This is a genomic window from Pyrococcus sp. (assembly GCF_030153625.1).
Taxonomy (GTDB): Archaea; Methanobacteriota_B; Thermococci; order Thermococcales; family Thermococcaceae; genus Pyrococcus; species Pyrococcus furiosus.
Window position 1 is genome coordinate 1 of the sequence record NZ_JASKLM010000072.1, and the last position, 5,946, is coordinate 5,946.

General features: G+C 40.2%; 5 protein-coding genes. 4 read left to right on the forward strand and 1 reads right to left on the reverse strand.

Going from position 1 to position 5,946, the window contains the following annotated elements; genetic code table 11:
* The first annotated feature begins 235 nt into the window (after nt 1–235).
* The 4 genes from PWP39_RS09490 to PWP39_RS09505 all read left to right on the forward strand — a co-directional run bounded on the left by PWP39_RS09490 (nt 236) and on the right by PWP39_RS09505 (nt 4,192).
* Nucleotides 236–1,372, forward strand: a complete 1,137-nt coding sequence (locus PWP39_RS09490) for a YkvI family membrane protein (protein ID WP_288073560.1) — start codon at nt 236–238, stop codon at nt 1,370–1,372.
* Nucleotides 1,373–1,425: 53 nt separating this feature from the next.
* Nucleotides 1,426–2,817, forward strand: coding sequence for an aspartate aminotransferase family protein (locus PWP39_RS09495; protein WP_288073561.1), 1,392 nt, complete (start codon nt 1,426–1,428; stop codon nt 2,815–2,817).
* A gap of 81 nt (nt 2,818–2,898) precedes the next feature.
* A complete protein-coding gene (locus PWP39_RS09500; protein WP_288073562.1) occupies nt 2,899–3,099 on the forward strand; it encodes a hypothetical protein in 201 nt (66 codons plus the stop codon).
* Nucleotides 3,100–3,118: 19 nt separating this feature from the next.
* Nucleotides 3,119–4,192 carry a pyridoxal phosphate-dependent aminotransferase gene (locus tag PWP39_RS09505; protein ID WP_288073563.1) on the forward strand — a complete coding sequence of 358 codons (1,074 nt, stop codon included), beginning with the start codon at nt 3,119–3,121 and terminating at the stop codon, nt 4,190–4,192.
* 13 nt (nt 4,193–4,205) lie between these two features.
* Here the strand turns inward: PWP39_RS09505 and PWP39_RS09510 are convergent, their stop codons facing one another.
* Nucleotides 4,206–5,804: an N-acyl-D-amino-acid deacylase family protein gene (locus PWP39_RS09510; RefSeq protein WP_288073564.1), complete on the reverse strand. Its 1,599-nt coding sequence runs from the start codon at nt 5,802–5,804 to the stop codon at nt 4,206–4,208.
* Between the last annotated feature and the right edge of the window lie 142 nt (nt 5,805–5,946).

A 5,946-nucleotide genomic window follows, 5' to 3' on the forward strand; every position in this document is an offset into this window, starting at 1 on the left:
AACTTATAAACATTACTGACAAAATTTTGACAAAACAACAACACCTTCTTTTAGTGAAATTTTTGTTGTGCTGATTAAGAGGTTTAAGACTGGAATCACCCAATATAACCTTTTGGTACTAGTGTAGTAAATTGGCTGCTATGTATCTTGTCAAAGTGACAAAATTATCCTAGAAAATTTTTTAATTTTACTAGTTTTTTTAAAGCATTAGGCATTTGTATAGGAGGTGTACCCCATGGAAAGTCAACACAAGTATGGAGTGTTTTATAGATGGCTCCTCCCGGCTATAATTTTCCAGTCAGTCTTTATGGGGGGAGGATTCACAACAGGTAGGGAAGTCATGGAGTACGCAGGAAAGCACGGGGTTCATGGTATATACTCAGTAATTGTTGCAACAATATTCTTCTTTATATCTGCAGCTCTATCCTACGAATTGGCTAGGGTTTTCAAGGCATTTGACTATAGGACATGGATAAAACAAGTGCTTTGGAAATTCTGGCCAATCTTCGATATTGCATACATTATACTGGCGATTATAGTGATTGCAGTAGTAGGTTCTGCTGCGGCAAGTATCCTAGAGGATATGTTTAATCTCCCATACATGATTGGGGCGATAGTTATAATTTCAACTGTAGGATTACTTCATTTCTATGGAAGAAAGGCTATTGAAGGATTTGAAACCGCTGGAACAATAGTGTTATACTTAATGTATGTTATATTGTGGGGAGTAACCCTAAAAGCTGCATGGGGAAACATCAATCTAGCGTTTGCTCAAAACCTTCAATCAGGAAGTGTTGGGGATGCAATTGTTGGTGGGTTTAAGTACTTCCTATACAACATGGTGGTTGTTCCAGCAGTTCTCTTCACCTTGGACAGGCTGGAAGAAAGAAAGGACTCAATAATATCAGGATTTAACTCCGCCCTCTTTGTCGGAATAGCGTTCTTCCTGACCTGGCTGAGCCTTTTGGGGTTCTACACAAATCCAGAAGTTGTAAACGCCTCAGTGCCATGGTACGAAATTATGAAGATAGTTGGAGCAACCTGGCTCCGGGGCTTTTACGTATTTGCAGTATTTTGGACGCTAGTTGAAACGGGCACCGGAATGATACACTCAATAGTGAGGAGAATCGAAGTTCAATTGGAAGAAAGTAAAGAGACAAAGTTAAGCAGAAAACAGGAAGCGCTGCTCGCCACAGTTATAATCTTCGTCGCAATAGCAATGGCAAAATTCGGCATCATTGCGTTGGTGGCTAAGGGATATGGAACTTTAGCATGGGTATTCTTCATAGTGCTCTTTATACCACTGGTTACAGTGGGAGTCATTAGAATTCTGAACCCAGAGTGGAAGAAGGAGTTTTGGGAGAAAGCCTAGCGCTTTTTCCTTTTGTTTTATATGATGAATCTGTGATCTTGGAGGTGTAGAAAATGAAATGGGATGAAATTAAAAAATATACCAGTAAGAGAATTGACAAAAGCTTAGAAATTGCTGAGCTCGATGAGAAATACGTTCCAAAAGCCTCTGGGTTAAAATACTATCCCTTAGCCGTTGCAAAAGCTGAGGGTTCCAAAGTGTGGGACGTTGATGGGAATGAATACATAGATTTCTTAACCAGTGCTGCCGTCTATAACATTGGTCACAGGCATCCGAAAGTCGTTAAAGCAATTAAAGAGCAAGTTGACAGGGTTTTGAACTATACCATAGCGTACCTTTACGAGGAAGCACCCGTAAAACTAGCCAAAATGCTAACCGAAATAACCCCAGGAAGCTTTAAGAAGAAAGTTACATTCGGATTTTCCGGTTCTGATAGTGTTGATTCCTCAATAAAGGCGGCGAGGGTTTATACAAAGAGGGAGCACATCATTTCATTCCTACACTCTTACCATGGCATGACTTACGGAGCACTTTCGGTCACGGGGATTGTTGATCCCAGTGAAAAAGAGACAATTCGTCCGATAAAAGGGGTTCATTTTGTCGAGTATCCCGACCCTTACAGAAACCCGTGGGGAATCGACGGTTACGAAAACCCCTCAGAGCTTTCAAACCGTGCTTTGGATGAGATTGAAAAGAAAGTTAAAGAACTCAATGAGAATGTTGCTGGAGTTATAGTAGAACCAATTCAAGGGGATGCAGGTGTAGTTGTGCCCCCGGAAGAGTTCATGAAGGGGCTCAGAGAATTAGCGGAAGAGTATGGGATAGTGTTTATTGATGAAGAAGTCCAAGCAGGAATGGGGAGAACTGGAAAGTGGTGGGCTATCGAGCACTTTAACGTTGTTCCAGATATTATAGCGAGTGCAAAAGCTCTTGGTGGAGGAATGCCAATTTCCGCAACAATTGGAAGAGCTGAAATCATGAATAGCGTGCCAGTACCCTTATTTGTGTTCACTCATCTTGGTCATGTTGTAAATGCAAGTGCTGCTATAGCTACGATTGAGGCTATTAAAGAAGAAAAGCTTGTAGAGAGAGCAGAAAAGCTTGGAAAGCACATTGTCAAGAGATTTAAAGAGCTAGAAGAACAGTACGAGTTGATAGGGGACGTTAGAGGAAAGGGACTTTTGATCGGCATTGAGATTGTAAAAGACAGAAGAACAAGGGAGCCAGATAGAACTACGGCGTTGAAAATTTGCTGGAGGGCTTGGGAGAAAGGATTAATCTTAATAACGTTTGGAAAACACGGTAATGTTCTAAGAATTGCACCTCCTCTAAATATTCCACAAGAAGACCTAGACAAAGGGCTAGATATCATTGAAGATGCTATAAAAGACGTTCTATCTGGGAAAGTTCCTACCGATGTTGTTAAGTTTTTGAGGGGATGGTGATGGGAGTACTTTATCTTTAACTTTTTAGTCCTTTAGTGTCCAGGCAGGGAATTACTCAAAAATAAAGGGAGGTAGTAGCTCATGAGATATGTTATTGAGTTTATAGTTAATGACACGAAAGTTAGTCAGGAAGAATTACAAGTAATGGCTGAAGGGTTAGTTAAAAACTTCAAAAAGAGGTACAAGCACGTAGGCGTAAGAATCTTGCCCCACTTTAGTGAAACAGGATTTCACATAGGATGGAAACTAATACTAATAACAGTAGACTTCAGTCCAAGCTAATTGCTTGGAGAGGATACAAATGAGTTTTAAAGGAAAATTTAGAAAAAGTCTTTTTGAGTTCAAGAAAGAAAGCTACGTCAAAGGGACTATTCCCAAAGACATTTTGGATTGTTCCCTTGGAACAAATCCTTTTGGATTTCCTAAAGAAATCCTAAAAGAAATAGAGCTGGAGAGTCTTCTTGACTTTTCGAAATACCCTTCCCCCTATAATGATCGCTTGAGGGAAAAGCTTGTCGAGTACTGGGAAGGGACTTTTGGTGAGGATGAAGTGTTCATTGGAACTGGGTCTATGGGATGTTTAGAAAAGATAAACAAGTTCGCAATATCTGAAGGTTCCCATGTGTTGGGTTATGCCCCACAGTTTCAAGAGTACATAACTCAAGTTAGGGTTATGGGTGGAGTTTATGAATATGTTGCCCTTAAAGAGGAAAACGACTTTGAATTCGTTCCGGAGGAGTTTATGGAAAGAATAAGGGAGGAACACGTACTTGTATACATAGACAATCCTAACAATCCTACTGGGCAAGTGATTTCGCTAGATGTTATTGAGGAGATAGTAAAGAAGGCTGCAAGCAAAGAGGTTATCGTGATTGTTGATGAGGCTTATGGTGACTTTATGGGTAAAAAGAACTCGGCAATAAATTTAGATTATCCAAACCTTATAGTAGTAAGGTCGTTCTCGAAGGGCTTCGGCTTGGCAAACCTCAGAGTAGGTTATGTTGTAATAAAAGGAGGAGAGATCAGAGAGCTGTACTCTAAGGTGACCTTGCCGTTTCAGGTTAGTACTCTGGCAGAGGAGATAGCAGTGAAAGTTCTAGAGCACTCGGAGTTCCTTAAAGACAACATAGAAAAGATTTCAAAGGAAAAGAAAAAGATAGTTAGTCATTTGAAAGAATTGGGCTTCAAGGTCGCAAAAACTGACATGACCATTCCAATTTTACTTGCTGGTAAAAAGGGCTTCAACACCTACAACTACCTGCTTCGGAAGGGAATTTTGACTGTGAACGGGGCAGATTTTCTTGGGCTGGATTCTTCGTACGTTAGAATAAGAGTTCCAGCAAAGGCAGATGAACTTGTGAAAAGGTTATGCTAAAAAGGAAAAGAATTCAGGAAGAGACTTTTCTTAATACTTTTCCTCCTCTTTCTCTTGTTAACTCTCCCTCTTCAATACTAATTACTCCATTAACTATCACGTATTCAATCCCCTCTGGTTTTTCTCTTGAATTTTGGTAAGTCGCTTTATCTCTGATTTTCTTAGGATCAAATATCACTATATCAGCCCACATTCCTTCCTTAATAACCCCCCTATCTTTCAACCCCAGCCTCTGTGCTGGAAATGATGTCATTTTTCTAACAGCTTCCTCAATGGTCATTAGCTTTTTATCCCTAGCATAAACTCCGAGAACCCTCGGAAAAGTACCATACGCTCTAGGATGTGGGAAGCCAACTCCCGTATCAAGTCCATCAGTCCCAACCATAACGTAAGGATGGGCAATTATTCTTTCAACATCTCCTTCATCCATCATGAAGACTATCATTTCAGCACTAGTGCCGTCTTTAGCAATTATGTCAAACACCACATCGTAGGGATCTTTGTTCCACTCTTTTGAAATCTCTAAAATGTTCTTTCCTTCAAATTCAGGAAAACTTGGAGAGTACACTAAGACTATGTTTTCCCATCCTGTTTGCTTGACGAAGTTTTGCCAATCCGATCTTTCTTCTATAAACTTTCTCATTTGTTCCCTAGTTCTAGTATCTTTACACCGCTCTTTCAGTTTTTCTTCCCCACCTTCATGAGCCCACGGAGGTAATACAGAAGCAAGGTATGTACTCCCAGCAGTGTAGGGGTACGCATCTGCTGTAACATCGATCCCTTCCTCTCTAGCTTGCTCAATTAGATTTAAAGTATCTTTGCTTCTTCCCCAGTTGGCTTTTCCCGCGACTTTGTGGTGAGATATGTGAACAGGGACCCCTGCCTCTTTTCCGATTCTTATAGTTTCCTTGATTGATTCTATTACTCCATCTGATTCATTTCTCATATGTGTTGCATAATACCCCCTATACTCTGCGACAACTTTTGAAAGTTCTATCAATTCTTCTGTTTTTGAATATACTCCTGGAGGATATATCAAGCCTGTGGACATACCAAAGGCACCGTCTTTCATAGCCTGCCCTAGTAGCTTCTTCATTTCTTCGATTTCTTCTGTAGTTGGGTCCCTATTTTCCATTCCCATCACTGCTATCCTCAAAGTACCATGACCAACAAGGCCTGCAACATTAGTGCCTAAGCTCCCAAGCTCCTCCAAACTTTTCAGAAATTCTCCATAAGAACTCCACTTAAAATCAATATCTTTTCCGAGGATTCCAGTATAGGCTTTTAGAATTTCTAAAGTATCTTTACTTATGGGAGCTGGACTAAGTCCACAATTTCCAGTAACGACTGTAGTTACGCCTTGTTGAAGCTTTGGTTTATTATATAAGTCTTTGAAGAATATCAGGTCATCGTGAGAGTGCATATCTATGAAGCTTGGTGTCACTATTAATCCTTTGGCGTTTGTTACTTTGTCTGCGGTTTTTTCATCAATCTTGCCTATTTTTGCTATTTTTCCATCTTTTATACCAATGTCTGCTCTAAACCATGGGTTCCCAGTTCCATCGACAACCTTACCATCCTTAATAACTAAGTCAAAAAATTCTTGTTTCATATCTATCCCCTTTCAAATTGTTGTCTTATATTCATAAGGATAGCGGGCGTGTTTATAGTAACCTTTATTAGGGTTTTTGCTGAATTCTTTCAGGTGGTTGTCGTGATCCCCAGATGGGATCACAGACTCAAAGACCCTGAAA

Excerpts from the sequence above, each read along its gene's own strand:
- PWP39_RS09510 (WP_288073564.1), bottom strand. The coding sequence starts at position 5,804 with ATGAAACAAGAATTTTTTGACTTAGTTATTAAGGATGGTAAGGTTGTC.
- PWP39_RS09495 (WP_288073561.1), top strand. The coding sequence starts at position 1,426 with ATGAAATGGGATGAAATTAAAAAATATACCAGTAAGAGAATTGACAAA.
- PWP39_RS09490 (WP_288073560.1), top strand. The coding sequence starts at position 236 with ATGGAAAGTCAACACAAGTATGGAGTGTTTTATAGATGGCTCCTCCCG.
- PWP39_RS09500 (WP_288073562.1), top strand. The coding sequence starts at position 2,899 with ATGAGATATGTTATTGAGTTTATAGTTAATGACACGAAAGTTAGTCAG.
- PWP39_RS09505 (WP_288073563.1), top strand. The coding sequence starts at position 3,119 with ATGAGTTTTAAAGGAAAATTTAGAAAAAGTCTTTTTGAGTTCAAGAAA.